Source organism: Filibacter tadaridae, assembly GCF_900609045.1.
Classification (GTDB): domain Bacteria; phylum Bacillota; class Bacilli; order Bacillales_A; family Planococcaceae; genus Sporosarcina; species Sporosarcina tadaridae.
In genome coordinates, this window is sequence record NZ_UXAV01000043.1 from 70,066 (window position 1) to 85,815 (window position 15,750).

The 15,750-nt window shown below is 37.0% G+C and carries 17 protein-coding genes; 3 read left to right on the forward strand and 14 right to left on the reverse strand.

Annotated elements, in window-relative coordinates; all coding sequences use genetic code 11:
• Nucleotides 1-34: 34 nt before the first annotated feature.
• Genes arsC through FILTAD_RS12850 form a run of 3 tightly spaced genes read right to left on the reverse strand, consistent with a single transcriptional unit; the run spans nt 35 to nt 2,140 of the window.
• Nucleotides 35-454, reverse strand: coding sequence for an arsenate reductase (thioredoxin) (gene arsC, locus FILTAD_RS12840; RefSeq protein WP_124071370.1), 420 nt, complete (start codon nt 452-454; stop codon nt 35-37).
• 27 nt (nt 455-481) lie between these two features.
• Nucleotides 482-1,777, reverse strand: a complete 1,296-nt coding sequence (locus FILTAD_RS12845) for an arsenic transporter (RefSeq protein ID WP_124071371.1) — start codon at nt 1,775-1,777, stop codon at nt 482-484.
• Nucleotides 1,778-1,792: 15 nt separating this feature from the next.
• Nucleotides 1,793-2,140: an ArsR/SmtB family transcription factor gene (locus tag FILTAD_RS12850; protein ID WP_124071372.1), complete on the reverse strand. Its 348-nt coding sequence runs from the start codon at nt 2,138-2,140 to the stop codon at nt 1,793-1,795.
• A gap of 609 nt (nt 2,141-2,749) precedes the next feature.
• Between FILTAD_RS12850 and FILTAD_RS12855 the strand changes: the two genes are divergently transcribed.
• Complete coding sequence (locus FILTAD_RS12855; protein WP_124071373.1) at nt 2,750-3,523, forward strand: SDR family NAD(P)-dependent oxidoreductase; 774 nt, start codon at nt 2,750-2,752, stop codon at nt 3,521-3,523.
• A gap of 278 nt (nt 3,524-3,801) precedes the next feature.
• Here FILTAD_RS12855 and FILTAD_RS12860 read toward each other — a convergent pair whose 3' ends face one another.
• Nucleotides 3,802-6,186: a polyprenyl synthetase family protein gene (locus tag FILTAD_RS12860; RefSeq protein ID WP_124071374.1), complete on the reverse strand. Its 2,385-nt coding sequence runs from the start codon at nt 6,184-6,186 to the stop codon at nt 3,802-3,804.
• Nucleotides 6,187-6,333: 147 nt separating this feature from the next.
• Between FILTAD_RS12860 and FILTAD_RS12865 the strand changes: the two genes are divergently transcribed.
• Nucleotides 6,334-6,558 carry a hypothetical protein gene (locus tag FILTAD_RS12865; RefSeq protein WP_238988249.1) on the forward strand — a complete coding sequence of 75 codons (225 nt, stop codon included), beginning with the start codon at nt 6,334-6,336 and terminating at the stop codon, nt 6,556-6,558.
• Between the two features lie 462 nt (nt 6,559-7,020).
• Here FILTAD_RS12865 and FILTAD_RS12870 read toward each other — a convergent pair whose 3' ends face one another.
• The 5 genes from FILTAD_RS12870 to FILTAD_RS12890 all read right to left on the reverse strand — a co-directional run bounded on the left by FILTAD_RS12870 (nt 7,021) and on the right by FILTAD_RS12890 (nt 11,279).
• Entirely contained in the window at nt 7,021-7,419 is a 399-nt protein-coding gene (locus tag FILTAD_RS12870; RefSeq protein ID WP_124071375.1) for a VOC family protein, read from the reverse strand.
• A gap of 640 nt (nt 7,420-8,059) precedes the next feature.
• On the reverse strand, nt 8,060-9,127 hold the full coding sequence (locus tag FILTAD_RS12875) for a serine hydrolase domain-containing protein (protein WP_124071376.1): 1,068 nt from the start codon (nt 9,125-9,127) through the stop codon (nt 8,060-8,062).
• 195 nt (nt 9,128-9,322) lie between these two features.
• The gene (locus tag FILTAD_RS12880; protein WP_124071377.1) at nt 9,323-9,868 is read right to left on the reverse strand and encodes a DinB family protein; all 546 of its coding nucleotides are present in this window, start codon (nt 9,866-9,868) and stop codon (nt 9,323-9,325) included.
• 299 nt (nt 9,869-10,167) lie between these two features.
• On the reverse strand, nt 10,168-10,515 hold the full coding sequence (locus FILTAD_RS12885) for a cell division protein FtsK (RefSeq protein WP_124071378.1): 348 nt from the start codon (nt 10,513-10,515) through the stop codon (nt 10,168-10,170).
• Nucleotides 10,516-10,739: 224 nt separating this feature from the next.
• Complete coding sequence (locus FILTAD_RS12890) at nt 10,740-11,279, reverse strand: AAA family ATPase (RefSeq protein ID WP_124071379.1); 540 nt, start codon at nt 11,277-11,279, stop codon at nt 10,740-10,742.
• A gap of 225 nt (nt 11,280-11,504) precedes the next feature.
• Between FILTAD_RS12890 and FILTAD_RS12895 the strand changes: the two genes are divergently transcribed.
• Nucleotides 11,505-11,996: a hypothetical protein gene (locus FILTAD_RS12895; RefSeq protein WP_124071380.1), complete on the forward strand. Its 492-nt coding sequence runs from the start codon at nt 11,505-11,507 to the stop codon at nt 11,994-11,996.
• Nucleotides 11,997-12,070: 74 nt separating this feature from the next.
• Here the strand turns inward: FILTAD_RS12895 and FILTAD_RS12900 are convergent, their stop codons facing one another.
• The 5 genes from FILTAD_RS12900 to FILTAD_RS12920 all read right to left on the reverse strand — a co-directional run bounded on the left by FILTAD_RS12900 (nt 12,071) and on the right by FILTAD_RS12920 (nt 15,745).
• Nucleotides 12,071-12,691 (reverse strand): class I SAM-dependent methyltransferase, encoded by a 621-nt coding sequence (locus tag FILTAD_RS12900; RefSeq protein WP_124071381.1) that lies wholly within the window; start codon nt 12,689-12,691, stop codon nt 12,071-12,073.
• Nucleotides 12,692-12,906: 215 nt separating this feature from the next.
• Nucleotides 12,907-13,512: a CPBP family glutamic-type intramembrane protease gene (locus FILTAD_RS12905; RefSeq protein ID WP_124071406.1), complete on the reverse strand. Its 606-nt coding sequence runs from the start codon at nt 13,510-13,512 to the stop codon at nt 12,907-12,909.
• Nucleotides 13,513-13,844: 332 nt separating this feature from the next.
• Nucleotides 13,845-14,105 (reverse strand): type II toxin-antitoxin system RelE family toxin, encoded by a 261-nt coding sequence (locus tag FILTAD_RS12910; protein ID WP_124071382.1) that lies wholly within the window; start codon nt 14,103-14,105, stop codon nt 13,845-13,847.
• Complete coding sequence (locus tag FILTAD_RS12915; protein ID WP_124071383.1) at nt 14,098-14,310, reverse strand: hypothetical protein; 213 nt, start codon at nt 14,308-14,310, stop codon at nt 14,098-14,100. Before FILTAD_RS12915 ends, FILTAD_RS12910 begins: the two co-directional genes overlap by 8 nt.
• A 220-nt stretch (nt 14,311-14,530) precedes the next feature.
• A complete protein-coding gene (locus FILTAD_RS12920; protein ID WP_124071384.1) occupies nt 14,531-15,745 on the reverse strand; it encodes a hypothetical protein in 1,215 nt (404 codons plus the stop codon).
• Nucleotides 15,746-15,750: the final 5 nt, after the last annotated feature.

Genomic DNA, 15,750 nt, shown 5'->3' on the forward strand with positions numbered 1-15,750 from the left:
GAAAACCGGGATATATATCCCCAACTTGTTTCAATTACTCACCATATTTCGCAAAGTGTTCTATCCTAGAACCTATCCCATCACGGACACGTTGGAAAAACGCCCATTTCTCTGCATCTGTCCCTTCTGCTTTCGCAGGGTCATCGAATCCCCAATGTTCACGCTTTATATGGGGTGGTGTCATTGGACACTTGTCGGCTGCATCCCCACAAAGGGTAACTATAAGATCTGCATTGTTAAGAATTTGCATATCAATGATATCCGAGGTTTGATGTGAAATAGTAATTCCCACTTCGTTCATCGCTTTAACGGCATTCGGGTTTACTCCGTGGGCCTCAATTCCTGCGCTACAAACTTCCCAGTCTTTCCCAAGCACCTTTTCACCCCATCCTTCAGCCATTTGGCTACGGCAAGAGTTGCCCGTACATAGGAAATACAATACCTTTTTAGTCATTAGTAAACACTCCTTTTCCTGTGTGATTTAGATGATCAATAACCATACATACAAACCAATCAGTGTTATGAAGAGTGTAGGAATCGTTAAAATAATACCAACTTTAAAGTAGGTTCCCCAACTGATTTTAACACCTTTTTGTGAAAGGACATGCAACCACAACAACGTAGCAAGCGATCCGATCGGCGTAATTTTCGGACCTAAATCCGACCCGATTACGTTTGCGTAAATCAGTGCTTCGCGAATCGTCCCTGTCGTATTCGTTTCTGCAATGGCCAACGCGTCAATCATAACAGTTGGCATATTATTCATGATTGATGATAAAAACGCGGCGATAAAGCCCATGGAAATCGTTGCGACAAATAGCCCTTGGTCCGCTGCCAGTTGAATGACATCCGCCAACACACTTGTAAGGCCGGCATTTTTCAGGCCATAGACGACAACGTACATGCCGATTGAGAAGAAGACAATTGCCCAAGGTGCCCCTTTTAGCACTTGCTTCGTTTGAACCGCTGGACTTCTTTGTGCCATGACTAAGAAAAATATAGCTACAATACCCGCCACAAACGACACAGGAACCTTGATGAATTCACTAGCGAAATAACCAATGAGTAAAACTCCTAAGACAATCCAAGATAATCGAAACATCTTGAGATCCTTTATCGCTTCCCTCGGTTGTTTTAAATCCGATACTTTATAGCTTCCTGGAATGCTTTTACGGAAGAATAAATACAACACAAGAATACTTGCAACTAAGGCAAACAAGTTAGGAACAATCATCCGTGACGCATATTCGACAAAACCGATATCGAAAAAGTCCGCAGAAACGATATTGACCAGGTTACTGACAACTAACGGTAAAGAAGTCGTATCTGCGATGAATCCACTCGCAATGATAAACGGAAAAATCATTTTTTCACTGAAGTTCAGATTACGTACCATTGCCAGTACAATCGGTGTCAGGATCAATGCCGCCCCGTCATTTGCGAATAGGGCTGCAACGATTGCACCTAAAACACTGACGTAAATGAACATACGGACACCGCTCCCCTTGGCAAAACGCGCCATATGTAGAGCCGACCACTCAAAGAATCCGATTTCGTCCAAGATTAATGAGATTATAATGATGGCGATAAAAGCGAGCGTTGCATTCCAGACAATTCCCGTTACGTCGACGACATCGCCGAAATCGACTACGCCGAATACTAATGCTAAAATTGCGCCGCCACAAGCAGACCAACCAATCGATAAGTTTCGTGGCTGCCAAATAACGAAAATGAGTGTGATGATGAAAATTAAAGATGCGATAATAACTGAACTCACTATACTTTCCCCTCCCTATTTACAACAAATACGCAAACCTTGCGCTTCCAATTCAGCTATTGAATCCTTCTGTTCTGGTAGATGTCCAAGGATGCTTTGGATCAATGGATAATCTTCATGTCCTTTGTTGATGGAATAGAAGATCCATTGTCCTTTGCGTTGTTCTTTTACTAATTCAATATCCTTCAGTTTCCGCAGATGTTGGCTGATTGCTGGTTGACTCATGTTAAATATCTCGACAAATTCACAAACACAGCATTCATGTGATTGGAGCAGTTTCATCATTGTTAAACGCGTTTTATCACCAAGCAATTTTAATAACTGTGATGCTCGTTGCATGTCAATCAGTTCTGTTTCAATCATATGTCGTCCCTCCTCTACTCGGGTATTATCATATAATGATATACTTATATATACAAGTGAAGCTGGTGCCAGATTCAAAATCCTACTCAGTTTTCTGGCCTTTTCAATCTATGAATAGATCTATTTATAATCAAAACCAAGAACACAATTAAAAACAATAGTGCTAGAGCAGTTAGGAAAACCCCAATTCCTAACCACAGTCCTCTTTCGAAAATACTTGTAAGATCACTCGGGTCAAGAATAAGTTTCATTAAAACTATTGTAGTAAAGATTGTAACGGTATAAATAGCTGTATCCTTTAAGGTCTTCATATGGTAAACCAATCCTTTCTGTATAAAATAACGCATTTGGTTTTATTATACAGAAAGTGAGGTGCCTGGTGCCAAAATAATTCAAAGTTGTTTTAAATTCGGGCATCTATTATAGATTGAAATAAGGAATCCCTGCTTTACTGGCAAGAAGAAATTACAAGATGCAGGATTGTGGAACTAAAAACAAAAATAATCCAGATAGCCATTTCATTTTATTAGTACGTTCATTTTAATTGTATTACACAAGCATCCGTGTAAACTAGTGGGTAGATATATTTTAAAAAAAGGAGTGTTTTTTATGACAGGAATGATGGAAGGAAAATCAGGTTTAGTAACAGCAGCGGGTTCAGGAATCGGTAGAGGAGCCGCAGTTGCATTAGCAAAAGCAGGAGCTAAGGTAATGGTTTCCGACGTAAGTGAAGAGGGAGGACAAGAAACTGTACAAATAATCAAAGATAATGGCGGTGAAGCAGCCTTTTTCAAATGTGATGTAAGTGACGAAGAACAGGTAAAAGCACTTGTGAATAAAACAGTTGAAACATTTGGCAAGCTTGACTTTGCACATAACAATGCAGGCATTAACAAGGGGCTAAAGCCAATTGGCGAACTTGATTCCAAAGATTGGGATATTACACTAAAAGTAAATCTGTATGGTGCTTTTTACTGCATCAAGCATGAAGTCAATGCTATGCTGAAAAGTGGAGGCGGTGCAATTGTCAATACAGCATCTGGTGCTGGTATTGAAGGTTCACCAAACATGGCACCATATACAGCCTCTAAACATGCAATTGTTGGTTTAACCAAATCCGTCGCATTGGAATACGGCAAAAAAGGCATCACAATTAATTCTATTGCACCAGGTGCAACCATTACACCTGCAATCGAAGGATGGGCAAAATCATCACCAAAACAATACGAAGCAGTACTTGAAACGCTTCCGGCTGGAGAAATGTCTACACCGGAAGACCAAGGAAATGCTGTTGTATTCTTGTGCTCAGATCTTGCAAAACAAATTAGCGGAGTAACACTTGCGGTTGACGGCGGTTATACTGCAGGTAAAATGCAACAATAATTTACGCGGATTTTAAACTCTTTTGTTGCATGAAATTTCGTGTCTTGGTTGACTATTTATCGATTGAATTTATAATTATCTAGCCACACTTTTATATAATCTTGAAGCGCATCTCAAAAGTTAGAGTCAAAATCTAACTTTTGAGGTGTTTTATTATAGCTAAATATAACGACACATTTAAACTAATGACTGTGGGTACGTCTTTCAAGACACATCGAAACGAAGCGGAAATCTTTAAATTGAGACAAAAAACTATCCGAGTTTTAGAGTTAACAAACCTAGTGATCCCGGTTCACAATATAATTTGCTAACTGCTTCAAAAAAGCAGTATTACGTGGTACTTCTTGCAATGTTTCCATTGCAATACAATAATGTTCCCACATCGCTTTCTTGGCACCTACAATGCCTAGGATTGACACGAATGTCGTATTGTTGTTTTCAGCGTCTTTTCCAATGGGTTTTCCGAGTACGTTCTGATCTCCTTCAACGTCAAGCAGGTCATCCTTAATCTGAAATGCGATGCCGGCATGATAGGCGAATATTTTCAAAGCTTCCATTTCCAACTCCTCTGCATGGGCGAGAATCGCAGGCATTATGAGAGAAGCTTCGAATGCGATTCCAGTCTTATAAAAACACATCCTATTCAATTGTTCCAGCGTCAATTGTTTCCCTCTTGAATCCAGGTCCATCTCCTGTCCCCTGCACATATCCGCAGCTATTTGGGACGAATATCGCATCAAGTTTATTACCGTTTTCGAATCGAACTGGTCAAGAAATGTTTGTTCCTCAATCGCTTTTTGGGTCAGAAAAAGACCGGTTAATTCTGCTGTGGCAATGTCATATACCTGATGTAGGGTTGGACGTCCCCTACGAGTGGGTGCATTATCTTGGGACGGTAGATCATCGAAGATTAAAGATGCAGTATGCATATATTCCAATGATCTCAGAAGTGGCACGATTGACGTCTCACTTAGCCCATAACCGTTAACACCCATGACCCATGTCATGATTGGCCTCAACCGCTTTCCATCACCTTCCAAACTGTAATTTGCAGCATCGATTACTGGCTCTCTCATCACCGAACCATTCCCTATCTCGGAAACAGGTAAAAAGTCGTTGATCTGAGTACGTACGGTTTCGATTGTATCTATAAAGTCTTCCTGCTCTTTTCGTTCACTTTTCAAATTAGTAATCATATGATCCCGTAGCAGTTTATCAAAGAAATCCACATCATTCGCTTTTCGAACCATACGTTGGATGACTTTGTTGAATCCGGGATTTCCGGAAGCAAATATACTCATAACCTTGTTGTATTTTTTAGTTCCCATTCGCTTCTTAAATCGTTTCAGCCCGTTTATTGCACGGTCAAGTATCACCTCACGAGTCTTGCTATCTGAGTGATACACGTTATGGATCAAATTGAAGATGACCGTCCAGTACAATTCAAAGGGATTTATGAGATCCGAGCGCTTATCATGATAGTTCATATAGTAGGTGTAAGGTGTTACTCTTCCTTCCTTCATGTCGTCAAACATATCCGCAAAATCATCCGCTAGCTGGTTGTAAATGCCGTATGAGAATGTTCGGGTATGGAAGCCCTCATCCTCGGGGGCACTTATTACTGAACGGGTAATCAAACGTGAAGAAGAGGATTTTAAAATGATGGGTATATAAAGCTCTTCATTCGTGTAATTTGCATTGCATAGATCCTTTACACGATCCACTTCCTGGGAATTAAAAAACACATAGGATTGCTCAAAAAAACGTTTACTTGTCTCTGGTTGCTGAAGGACCTTAATATACTCGAAGGCATCTCGGAGTTCCGAATGGATAAATCGGATGAGTTCCGCGTTTTTTCCAGTCCACTCTTCCCATTCGGGAACAGATTCTGTGATAAGTGTGAACCGTATTAAATCGGAATATTGTTTTTTCTCTTGATCGGATAAAACGTTGGCATCCATAAGGTCGTCAATGAATGGATACGTCAGACCATAGGAATACCCAAGCCTAATCGCTTCATCAAGTTTCCGGGTACGTTCTTCAGTAGAAATCCTAGCGTCCATCTCTTCAACCACATGCAGGATAACTCCGGCTATGATTTTAATAAGTTTTCGCTTGGCCTCCTCAGCATCCATCCCTTTTGGAATATGGGCGGATACAGTCTTTATTTTTTCCATCACCCAGATCATGGTGGATTCAATGCCTTCCTTCTGGGCCAGCCGGTACAACCCGGCCATGCTAAACGCATCCGGTTTGCTTCCGCGATCTGTCGGATTGGAATGAGTGAGGTGATTTTTTAAACTATCAACTGTACGTTGAATACTGGACTGTGTATCAGGTGAGTCTAATGCTTTGCCCAAATCTCGCAAGTAAATATAGGAAATACTCCGATCCAGGTAATTATCTAGTTTACCTGTGTAATCCAGCCATTGAATATACGCGTGATACCCTCTGGAATCAGATTTCACTTTTCCACGAGAAAAAAAGGATAGTACTGAATACTGATGAATGTGGTTCTTTTTCCATGACTGTATATCTTTTATCAAAGGAGCGACATAGCTCTTTTGCATAAGTTGCACAGAAAGTGATTTAAAATAATGAGCAGCCTCCTGCTCAGCCAACCGATAGCGTGCATCAGCATTTTTTAGTAACTCTTCATTCATACGCTTCAACACCTCTACTCAATGGTTTCTGGTATATTAATAATGTTACTTGGAAAATTTGGGGATTCCGAAATAAGGTATTAGGTTATGAAACAATCCGCAATCATTTATAACCTGGTACCTACTTTACACTATGGAGGTGTTTAAATGGATAATGTAGCTTTAATGGGAACGGGAAATTGGCTTGGCATACTTTCTACTTTGTTTTTTATACTATGTTTTTATTTCACTCTTACTTTCTTCCAACACTTAAAATCGGGCGATGAACGCCTTATTAAACAAACTAAATTAACAGCGGTTTTTTGCCTTGTTCTTGGTTTGTTGATCCCGGCATTCTATAGTCTGTATATCTATAATGAGATGATGAGATAGTTATCATGGTATTAAGTGAACGATTCCAGTTTCATATTTAAAAAATTCAAATTGGAGGAACTTTATGTCTTCAACTAAAAGGGAGTATACCTCAAAGACCTTTGTCGTATTACTAACATTAGTTTTGTCTATTCTATTTATGATATTTGATACAAATCCCATAGAAGCGATACTGGAAGAGTTATGGGGCCAAGCTTTATTCTATACAATATGGCCAATATTTATATCTTTTGTTATCAGTTTATTTTTTCTGTCTCTGTATCGAAGAATTAAAGACAAGAAAGTAGATAGTATTAAGTGACATTCGTAGAAAGTAAGGTTCTAAAACAATTTCCAATCGTTTTAGAACCTAGTACCTCTTTTTATGAAAAGTGTTACTGCTTTTCCGGTAAAGAACCACTTTAGCTGAAGAAATCACATTTTTATTTCTACCATCAGCAGGTCAATAGTAAGTTCTTCCTATTAGTTGGGTAGATTTAGTTGCCACGAAACTCCGAAGCGGTCATTTAACCAACCGAACTTTTTACTGAAGCCATAATCACCTAAAGGCATAAGTACTTGTCCACCTTCATTGAGTTCCTGATAAAGATTGTCAAGTTCTTCTTCAGTATTACAAGTAATATAGATAGAGAACGAGGGTGTAAAGGAAAACTTATGTTTCACATTACTGTCAATGCACATGAATTCTTGCCCTTTTAAAGTAAAAGTAGCCTGCATTACAGTTCCTTCTTTCCCAGATTCATCAGATCCGTATCGTACAATGCTTGTAATTTGAGAATCCTCAATGAGAGATGTGTAATAATTCATCGCTTCTTCTGCATTGTCATCTTGAAACATTAGGAATGGTATTACCTTTTCCATTTTAAATCTACCCCTTTTCATGTCTATCCTCTGAAGTATAATTCAATTCTTAAAATAATATCCACTCTTCAACTTTTTACTTATTCCTCCACTTCCATATAATAGATCAGGATGCTTTGTTCTAAAATAATTCCATGAGGTCACAAAAAGAGGTATATAGGATATCAGTCTTCTTTAAAAAAGATGTTTCCCAAAAAGCACTTAAAACTGGCACAGGAAGGTACCGGAAATAGTAATGATCTACAAAAAGAGATGGATACAAAAGTGAGTCAATGGTTAGAAGAACAAAATTGATTTTACTACCCTTTTTTTGAACAAACAGTGCTTTGGCTTCATTTCAATAAGCAAGCTGTATAACTGGGTCAATGACTAAAAGGGCAGTATACTTCACCGTTATGTAAAAGTATACTGCCCTTTTTGAAAAAAATATCCCATAGTGCTGCCTCACACCGTTTATATGTTGCTCTGACAACGAATATGGAGACAGCTTGGGTCGAAACGCTATTTCAAACAGTCTTAGCCATTTCAATTCTTCACCCCATTTATTTGCAACAGGTAATATAATGGCCTGTAAATGAAAAAAGGACATTTCTTAATGCCGTTAAAGCAACCGACAATTGGATAAGAAATCGCATTTCTTTCACTTAATCTTTTTCAATTGATTGATTACTTTTATTAGCATAAATCGGACACCTTTTCTTTCATAAGAAAAGTCATTAAAAGTACCAATTATATAAGTATCCATCTTGGGGTGATAAAACATGTAGGCCCCTGTGGCACCTGCATGTCCCCAGGCATTAAATATTTTTGGCATGAGTAGCGGGACTGTTTTAAACTGCATAATGCCATAACCATAATCAATTCCTACACCATACCTTGCTTTGTCATTCTTCATTTTCTTAAGCGTATCCTTTTTCACTAATTGAAAGGTTACTAACGCTTTCATAAACTTCAACATATCCTCACCTGTAGATACTACCACACCGCCTGCATAAGCGAGATCTGCATATCCTTTGTGATTAGTGATGTTATGTTTATTGACATAAAAGTCTGTAAAACTCTGGGTGTCCTTATCCAATGGTTCAGAATAGTGCAGTATAGATGAATTCATCATACCAAGTGGTTGATAAATAAATTGTTTCACGGCTACATAAAAAGGTAGTCCCGTAACTTTTTCTATGATTAATCCTAATAGCTGATAGTTTGTATTGGTATATTTAAAACCTTTACCTGGAGGGAAGTATGGTTTTTGGTGTATTTTTGCCCAAGTAATTGCCTCCTGTGGGCTCATGTTGAAATCCTGATCAACAAGAAGTTTTTCAAGTAACGGGTAGAATGTATCATACAATCCAGAGGTGTGATTTAGGAGGTGTTTAACTTTTATTTCCTTTGTATAATCTTTACCTTTATAGACATGAAGATTATTGACTAATTCGTGATCCAAGTATCTAGTAATACTGTCATCGATTGATAAATGGCCGTTCTCATATAAAATACTAATTATAACTGAAGTGAATATTTTTCCTACGCTTGCCATATATGCTGGCTGTTTCGGATTCATTGATCCTTCTGCAATATTTAAATGGATACCTTTCATTTCTGAATGAACAAGTAAAAATGCACTCTTTAACCTTTTATCTTTTTGCACTTGTTTAATGAATGATTTTTCAATTGAGCTTATTACTTTTTCAGTTTGTTTTGGTTGCACAGGCATCCCCCCATTATTTGTTACTAATTCATTCTATTCACCTCCCCATTATCTGATACTAATTTATTCTATTCACCTCCCCATTAGCACAAGTAGCGACTGTTCTTATTTAACAATCCTGGCCCTTATATATACTACTAGCGCTAATCCTTATTAGAGAATCGTGCCCTATTCTCTTGAATAACAACAATTTGCTTAAGTTAAGTAGTATTTTTTAGTGATGTTAAAATGATGCTGTTCATGGATGGCGAGTAAATGTACACATTGTATCAAATTGGGATACATAGCTACAGGGTCTGGAAAGTAAATTTGACCAGCCAAATCCTGATCAATATCATTGAGATTTGTCGCAAGTTTGTCGGTCTCATATTCAAGAAGTGCTTGGATATCGTTAAACGTCCATTTCCTCTCTAAACCAGAAGGTGGTTTTATTAAAAATGGTGCATTCATCGATCTTTTTTTCTTGTACCTATATTCTTGATAAATATCATGTATTTCTTTTTTGTATGGCTTCTTTTTTTGTACGTATGCCAACGGAAGCATAATCGGTACATATATCCTCGAAAACCCCCTGAATACCCTAACCATTAACACAAGATGATATAATGTTTCACCGATAGACCATTTTTCTGGCATTGGCCTCTTCCAAGCGTTTTCGAAATTTAAATTGTCGTCGTTATAAAATACATCCCTTTGTTGTTTAAGTTTTATAAAATAGTTATGCATTTGTTCGCTTTTCAAGAAACCACGCCCCCTTTTATTTATTTCAAATACTTCAAATGAATTTACCAGAGTAGATTGCTATATAGACATAATCGCTTATAAGATAATCGAACCCTTTTACTGCGTAATATCTTGAATTTTATTTTTAGCATGTTCAGTTTCAATTACCTCACTTAACTTAGAAAATTGCTTCTAAAATGACTTCACCATTTTTGTCGTTTTACTAAACGTATATTTTTCCACTTCACCATAGGGAATCCATATTCCTCTATTCTGAATCTGCTCATACAGTGACGAAATGAATTTTCACTCCGTAATTAGAGCACTAACTTGTGTGTCGCTCCGACAATAAACATATACAATCCAATCAATGAAAATACTATACCCAGATAGAAAGGCCAAGGATTATCTTCCTTTTCTTTATCAAAAGTAAATAAAGTCACTATGCAAAAGATAAGAGTCATAACGGGAATAAATCCGTATTGTGGTCCGAAAGTGAACGCAATCCCACCAAGCATTAATCCTATAAAACCATAAGGGTTTTGTGTCGGAGCCCTGTCCATATATTCTTTTTCTTTATCGGATATACCTTCCATTTTGTCTCCCCATAAATCGATATCTTTCATTGTGTTAAGGAAGCCAATTATATTATTAAATGTTTTCATACATTGCACCTATTCCTGTTGTAATCTGGCATATATTACGCAAAATCGGTCAACAATCTTATTAAATCAAATGGACCAATTCTGGCACAACGTTGTAAGACAATCTACGCCCAGTTGGTGATTAAAATGATTGTTTATTTTCCCATGTAAAGTTAACGAACTTCAACATCTGACCATTCATTTCAAATTCTTCATCACTAGTTTCTTTACGCTCATTGATGATTTTAGTTTAGGGAGAAAAAGTTAACTTTCTGCTTTATACTATCAACCACGGTAGTGATACTTTCATAATCAGTATTTATATATTCTCCGAAGTCATTTTCATTAAAGGCATTTAAACATTTTTCAGTTTGCTGAAAACACCAATTACCTTCTTCCTCCCCGCGCTTCCTAAGTCTTTCATAAATAGTATCCTTACTTGCAGTTAAACAAAAGTGGTATGTTCGTTTATCGATCTGGCCAAAACCTTTCTTTATGTAATCAAGATAAATCGGATTGCGTATGGTCATTGGTACTATTAAATTCGTTTCATATTTATTAATTATAGAACCTGCAACTTGAACGGTTAACTCTTTCCATAGCTCCAAATCTTGAAAATCTCCTGTCACGGCTTCAACCTGCTTTATATCCTTAGGGAGAATATTTCTTAACATAAAACCTATTTCTTCAGGGTCATATATCGTGAAATTTTCAACTTTTTTTAAAAGTTCATTAGAAACCGTTGTTTTTCCTACACCGAACGCTCCATTTATCATTATTATCATTAGACATATCTCCTATCGAATAATTTCTAATATGATCTGTCTTTGTACAATTAAGTGCTCCGTTTGTTCAGCAGTAGTGCTAATTCTTACTCCGGATTATCATTAACTAATTCGCCATCAATAAAGAAAGATGGGGATTTTATGCTGCTATAGACGGCGGTCACCATACAGGTTCGATTAAATACTTTATGGAGATGGAACAGATGACTTACAGGAGGAATCGAAATGGCGACTTATCAAGAACTTACTGGTATGGTCATTGGCATTAACAACCTTTCAGTCGGACCATATCAAGAAACAGGTTGTTATAAACTAGTGTCTTTGGATATGGGTTACGGAACAATCGTAAATTTCGTAGTGGCACCAAACACTTACTTTGTAGACAATGTGGTGGTAGGGGTTGACGATCGGGTGTCTGGATTTTACACTACAAATGAGGCTTCTCCTCATATTTATCCACCTAGCCACAATGCGAGGGTTGTTAGTAAATATAGATCCGATCGAATTGTGAAGGTCGATTATTTTGATAACCAGTTGGTTAGTAGTGACGGTTTGCTGAAAATCAATATTGGTCCTAATACAAAAATCATCCTGCAAAATGGGCAGCCTTTCACTGGAAGTTTAACTAATCGTGAGTTAATCGTCGTATATGGCGAGTCGACAAGGAGTCTTCCGGCACAAACGACACCTTCTCAAATTGTGGTGCTTTGTTCGTAAGGGCAGGTGAGGTGGATTACAGTAGAAAATGTGGGAGCAGCAAAGGTTAGCTTGCTACTCCCATAAATCATGTTTTACTCAGAAATAATGAATACGCCGCCGCAATGAGAAATTGGATAAAATTCACATTTACTCCTTAGTGAAGTATTAATTTCATCATAAACAAAATAAAACTCATCATCATCCCAATATTCAATACTATCCTGATGACATTTATTTAGTTTTTCTCGCGTTTCAAAAGAAATGTCACCAATGAATATTTTTCCATCCTTGTTGAGCAAAGGTATTAAATTGGCTATAAACTCTATTTTCTCTTCATCTGTTAAGTGATGTAAGGCATATGTGCTTATGATGGAATCATACTTTTTACCAAGTATCTCCGGGGGGAGGCCCGTTGAAATATCCCATTCAATCAAATTGGCATTCGGCATTATAGATTGTGCAATAGCAATCATTTTTGAAGAAAAATCTACACCATCAATTTGGTGTCCATTTGCATACAATTTGCCTGTTAATACACCTGTTCCAAAGCCGATGTCCAAGACTTCGGAATCCGCCTTTTGCATTGCTTCGTTAAAAATCACATTTAGTATTTCCTTATACCCAGCAAAAGGATAAAGATTATTTTCTTCACTTAGCTGAACCGTTTTGTCATAGTTATCAGCCCACAAATTAAACCCTTGATTAGTTAACATGAATGCCCCTCCAATATCTTTTACAATCTACGAGCATTCAATGAAAAACTTCCTTTATGAATTACTCGTGATAAACCCCATTAAAATGATTTTCCCGATCAAAAGTAAACGTATTTTTCATTTAACTCACACCTTCCATTGATATAGCCTTAACTTTAACACAAGTTTCGAAATATTTCATTTCCACGAATACATTCATTTTTCTATGTAATTTTTTATTTAACCCTAATTAAATTGTATTTGAATAACAATGTTATTCCAAAATTCATTAGAAAATGGACAACAAATGGGGCTAAAATATTGTTTGTTTTAACATAAATCCAACCAAATACTAAACTTGGAACTGCTATATTCATTAACATTATAGGCTTTTTGAAATATTGAATATGGAAGCTCAAAAATAAGAAAGTAGTAGTAATAATTGCAATCCGTTGGCTTTCCGTAAATACAAAAATCAAATTCTGAATGATACCTCTAAACAGCAACTCTTCGAATAACGCGCTTATAAACATAAAGGAAAAAATCACAGAAACCGAATAGTTTTGAAATCCTTTGTTGGCATCATCAATATATTTCGAAGGTATACTTAATGCTAATAGTATGCCGAATATAATCAAACCTATGGAAGCACCCACTATGCTGATTGACATTTTGATAGGCTGATTGAAAGATAGTAAACTTTGAATTGTCAGCACGTCATAAACGATTAGACTAAATATAATAGCCACGCAAATGAATACAAATGATGAGAATACAAAAATAGCATCTTTCGGATTGAAATCTTTTTTTATGTTCTTTGTTTTTTCTTTTGTATGTTTCATACTTCCCCCCGTGATTCTGTATAGTGCAGCTTCTTTATCCCCATACATACGTAACTCTTTCTTCATTTTGCAACTACTGCATCAATGATACGGCAACATTACGAATACACTGGCCGGAACCTTTACTTCACCAAATGCTCTTACCTCAATTTCTATTTTCATCTTTTTCATCTCCCCTAAGCTATTCATACATTTACGAATCAACTTTCAAAACGTTTCAATAACCGGGCCCGATTGTTTCCCGTAAATTACTTCATCTGTTTTATTGAGAGCCCGCAATAACCTAGCTCCTTATACAAAACGAACGCCCTCTCTATAAAGAAGACGTTCGTTTATTTTTTATAAATATCACTGGGGCTTCCGATTTTCAGAATAAGAACGATAAGATTGCCTTGATTGATCTCAAAAATTATCCTGAAGTCGCCAACACGTTTTCGAAATAAATCTGTGTAACCTTTTAATCGTTTCACATTTGGGTCAGAAAAGGGGGCTTCTGCTAATTCTGTCAAAGCATTTATTAACTTTTTCCGAGTTAGCTCATCCGCCTTTTTGAGGTACATGGCTGCTTGCTTGTCAATTTTCAGGTCATACATCTTGAGAGTCCTTCAAAAGTTCATTCAGCGTGATATACTCTCCGCTTTTAACGCGTTCACGGGCTTCTGCCAACTCCCCTTTCGCCTCCTCGTTCAATTCCAATTCCTCTTCGTCAAACATATGACGGAAGAGTTCACTGAGGCGGGGAAGTTTCCCTTCGGGTAATTCATCCACTAATCGATGTAAATCATTGCGATCCATCATTTTACTCGCCGTCCTTCTATTTAATTATACCGCGTTAAGGAAAGGATTCCGATTTCTGATTCGGCCTAATAGTTAATATACGGTACCTGTCACTCAAACAAACATAAAAGTTCAAACGATCAAGACCGTTGAAAAAAAGTGAAAGTTTGAGTGACTGTCACCATAGACTAACCAGACAAAAGGGCTTGCTTTAGAAACGAAAGCAAGCCCAATTCACAACTTATTTGAACATCATATCATATAAATACAACTCAAATTGTTCTGTACTTTTAGGGAGATCTTTTCTGATTACTTCACCCTGGTAAATTGTATCCAATGTTTTCAAATCAATAACAGTGATACTTGCCTTCGTTTTTAAATTTGTTACATGGGTTGCCACATATAGCTTACCGTCTTTCATGAGTATAATTGGTGGTTCTGTATCATTTGTTTCGTTTGATAGCTGTATAGTTAATTCATTATCAGCCTGATTGTTCTCCAAACTATAAGGAGTTACAACCAAGTTTTCCCCACTTAGTTTCGAGAAATATATTGTTGAACCATCAAAATAATTAATTTGATTATCTTTCAAACTGTCTGGTAGATCAATCGTCTCTTTTTCTTTCGTTTTTAAATTGTAAGAAATTAGTTCCCGATTTCTTTCTTCTAGCCTATCCGATTCTTCTTCTTGTATCATTTTATCGTGGGTTTTTACGTATATAAGATTTTCATTCGCTTGTTTATGACTTGTTTGAATGAGGTATGCATAGATAGAATCATTGCCTTGTTGTTCAGGGATGGATAAAATCGTTTCATTACTGTTTAGTTTTCCAGTAGATATGTCGAATGAGTAGATATGTCTTTCAATAGAGTATTTCTCATTCTTGCTAGTATTATTTTGGGTAATCACTTTCAGTTCGTTATCAACCACCTGGACATCTTCAACATATATATGGTCAATTACTGAGCTGTCTGGAACTTTAATAGAGTAGGAAGATGTATTGCCATCGTCTTTATCTACTATAGATATAGCGAATTTGAAATCACTATTTGTAAATGGATTATATTTCACGTCTGCATAAGCTAGCAACTTATTGTTCTCAAAAAACGAATCAAGGTCTTGGCCTTTCCCTCTCATGAAATTACGGTACTCTTTCTGTAACTCCTGAATCATTGGTGCAGGGTGTCCTTTAATCGAGTCAATAATCGAACTACCATCTCCATAATCCGAGCCATCAGAGGTAATTTGCAAGTTAGTGTTTACATAAATCATAGATCCCCCTTCAAGATAGGATCCTTCCAACGCCAAAGATTTTATTTCTTCAGCGTCACCGCTCTTCTTATTTATCACAAACTCAGGATATTGTGTTGCCGAATTAGCGGAACTAACATAAAACGTTCCAATGCTAAGCACAATGACTGCAATAATTGAAGTAAACTTCCAATACTTTTTCATTTCCA

Coding starts and splice junctions, on each gene's coding strand:
- arsC (WP_124071370.1), bottom strand. CDS start 454: ATGACTAAAAAGGTATTGTATTTCCTATGTACGGGCAACTCTTGCCGT.
- FILTAD_RS12850 (WP_124071372.1), bottom strand. CDS start 2,140: ATGATTGAAACAGAACTGATTGACATGCAACGAGCATCACAGTTATTA.
- FILTAD_RS12855 (WP_124071373.1), top strand. CDS start 2,750: ATGACAGGAATGATGGAAGGAAAATCAGGTTTAGTAACAGCAGCGGGT.
- FILTAD_RS12860 (WP_124071374.1), bottom strand. CDS start 6,186: ATGAATGAAGAGTTACTAAAAAATGCTGATGCACGCTATCGGTTGGCT.
- FILTAD_RS12865 (WP_238988249.1), top strand. CDS start 6,334: ATGGATAATGTAGCTTTAATGGGAACGGGAAATTGGCTTGGCATACTT.
- FILTAD_RS12870 (WP_124071375.1), bottom strand. CDS start 7,419: ATGGAAAAGGTAATACCATTCCTAATGTTTCAAGATGACAATGCAGAA.
- FILTAD_RS12885 (WP_124071378.1), bottom strand. CDS start 10,515: ATGAAAACATTTAATAATATAATTGGCTTCCTTAACACAATGAAAGAT.
- FILTAD_RS12890 (WP_124071379.1), bottom strand. CDS start 11,279: ATGATAATAATGATAAATGGAGCGTTCGGTGTAGGAAAAACAACGGTT.
- FILTAD_RS12895 (WP_124071380.1), top strand. CDS start 11,505: ATGGCGACTTATCAAGAACTTACTGGTATGGTCATTGGCATTAACAAC.
- FILTAD_RS12900 (WP_124071381.1), bottom strand. CDS start 12,691: ATGTTAACTAATCAAGGGTTTAATTTGTGGGCTGATAACTATGACAAA.
- FILTAD_RS12905 (WP_124071406.1), bottom strand. CDS start 13,512: ATGAAACATACAAAAGAAAAAACAAAGAACATAAAAAAAGATTTCAAT.
- FILTAD_RS12910 (WP_124071382.1), bottom strand. CDS start 14,105: ATGTATGACCTGAAAATTGACAAGCAAGCAGCCATGTACCTCAAAAAG.
- FILTAD_RS12915 (WP_124071383.1), bottom strand. CDS start 14,310: ATGATGGATCGCAATGATTTACATCGATTAGTGGATGAATTACCCGAA.
- FILTAD_RS12920 (WP_124071384.1), bottom strand. CDS start 15,745: ATGAAAAAGTATTGGAAGTTTACTTCAATTATTGCAGTCATTGTGCTT.